At 47.9% G+C, this 1936-nt stretch carries 4 protein-coding genes; all 4 read left to right on the top strand.

The genetic code is table 11. From position 1 onward, the window contains the following. Positions 1-540, top strand: a 540-nt coding sequence (locus ACI3UA_RS07085) for a DUF6470 family protein (RefSeq protein ID WP_439724117.1), incomplete at its 5' end; no start/stop codon positions are given. Between the two features lie 21 nt (positions 541-561). Continuing rightward, entirely contained in the window at positions 562-1008 is a 447-nt protein-coding gene (fliW, locus tag ACI3UA_RS07080; RefSeq protein WP_439724116.1) for a flagellar assembly protein FliW, read from the top strand. Beyond that, complete coding sequence (csrA, locus tag ACI3UA_RS07075) at positions 1008-1232, top strand: carbon storage regulator CsrA (RefSeq protein WP_300092163.1); 225 nt, start codon at positions 1008-1010, stop codon at positions 1230-1232. The genes fliW and csrA overlap by 1 nt, the downstream gene beginning before the upstream one ends. 107 nt (positions 1233-1339) lie before the next feature. Next, positions 1340-1804, top strand: coding sequence for a flagellar protein FlaG (locus tag ACI3UA_RS07070; RefSeq protein ID WP_439724115.1), 465 nt, complete (start codon positions 1340-1342; stop codon positions 1802-1804). Positions 1805-1936 lie beyond the last annotated feature (132 nt).

The following is a 1936-nucleotide window of genomic DNA, read 5'->3' as shown; positions in this document are numbered from 1 at the left end:
ATCCGCCAGCAGCATGCTATGGGCGAAAAAAATGGCTATGTGCCGGCGGAGATGCACAGGGACTATGATCCGCCACTATCAGATATGGGCTGGTCACAGGTCAAGGTTGACATCAATTGTTATCCCTGCCGCACGGCTTATGGATTTTTGAACAATACGGATTTTGCCCAGAAGTATGGCCAGCAGGGCAAGGAGGATGTGGCGGCGACTACATCGAAGCATACCAGTGATGGCTGGGACATGGCCAGGAATGGCGCCAGGCCGGGCAGTAATGTCATAGCCCGGCAGGCAAAGTCCGATTTTTGGAGCCAGGTAATCAAATGGCCAAAATGGACGGCCAAGGATATACCTGATCCGGAGTATACCGTTACCCCGTCAGAAATCAAAGGACAGATGGATATAGGGCATGACAAGTACAGTATCAATACCACCGACCATGCTGATATAGCCATCAGGACGGGGTCGGCAGAAACATATCTTGCTAAGGAAGGCTCCATACGCATGTGGGCCACGGAAGGCCATTATGATATCTATGCGTAATCTGATTTTGGAGGCTTTTATATGAAAAAAATAAATACACTGCGTTTTGGCGAGCTGGAAATCGAGGAACAGGATGTAGTAAGTTTTGAGGAAGGAATTCCTGCTTTTGAGGATGAGCATGAGTTTGTGGTGCTTCCCTATGAGGAAGGGACACCGTACATGTTCCTGCAGTCTTTGACAACGCCGGAGCTGGCTTTTCTGATGACAGATCCATTTGTGTTTTTCCCGGATTACAGCTTTGAGCTGGATGATGAAAACATGGACAAGCTGGACATAAAGACCATGGATGATGTTCTGGTGTGTACGCTTATTTCCATTCCGCGGTCAGGAGTTGCCGATATGACTACCAATCTTTTGGCTCCGGTGGTAATCAACAGGCACACGATGCATGCAAAGCAGATTGTGCTGGAGAAAACCCAGTACACCACAAAGCACAGGCTTTTCCCTGAAAAAAAGGGGGATAAGTGATGCTGGTTTTAACACGACGTCCTCACCAGCAGATTATGCTGGGAGATGATATAACCATCAACATAGTTGATGTCAACGGAGAGAACGTCAGGATTGCCATTGACGCTCCCCGGCACGTAAAAATCTACCGCGGCGAAATCTACAGGGAGATTAAGGATGAGAACCGCACGGCGGCTGCGGCCCCGATGGATTTCGATTTGACAAAGGCATTACCTGTGAAGTGAATATCCAATGTATGGAATTACATGTGGAGGATGGCTTCACTTGCTGACAGATTGAGGATAATCTGCCAAATATAAAGGAATAAATCATTTTCTATGGAGGGATAATAATGATTGGAAAGATGCGTGACATGGTAACAGCAGCGGTGGTCGTTTCTGCGGCTGATAATAAGAGTTCCAGATATAACAGCTCGGAAAGCAGGAACAGCAGGGGTGTGGCAGACAGCAGCGCGGAAGCTGCCAAGTTTGGCACTCAGCCGGAAATAGCGGATGCAGTGACCGCTGTGCCTGATGCAAGCAAATCCTCACAGGAGCAGCAGGAGGAAAAGCAGGAGCAGAGAGGCAAGCTGTCTCCTGAGTTTGTCAGTGAAATGACCAAGGAGCTCAATGAGCTGATGGGCAAATTGAATTGTGATCTGGAGTTCCAGTACCACAAGGAAGTGGATGTAATGTCTGTTAAGATGATTGATAAGAACACCAAAGAGGTTATCAAGGAATACCCGCCGGAGGAAATGGTGGAGGGTATGATTAAGGCACAGGAATGGCTGGGGGCCTTTTTGGACAAAAATGCATGATTTGATTAACTAGAATTCTATAGAGCAGGAGGCGACGAAAATGGGCGCAAATGGCATATATGGCTTGTCCGGTTCCGGTCTTGACATCGAGTCCCTGGTAAAAATGGGCATGATGAACAAGCAGAACCAGTA

The organism is Anaerovibrio sp., assembly GCF_051866355.1.
Classification (GTDB): domain Bacteria; phylum Bacillota; class Negativicutes; order Selenomonadales; family Selenomonadaceae; genus Anaerovibrio.
The sequence above is the reverse complement of the archived record's forward strand: the minus strand, read 5'-3'. Positions and strand labels throughout refer to the sequence as shown.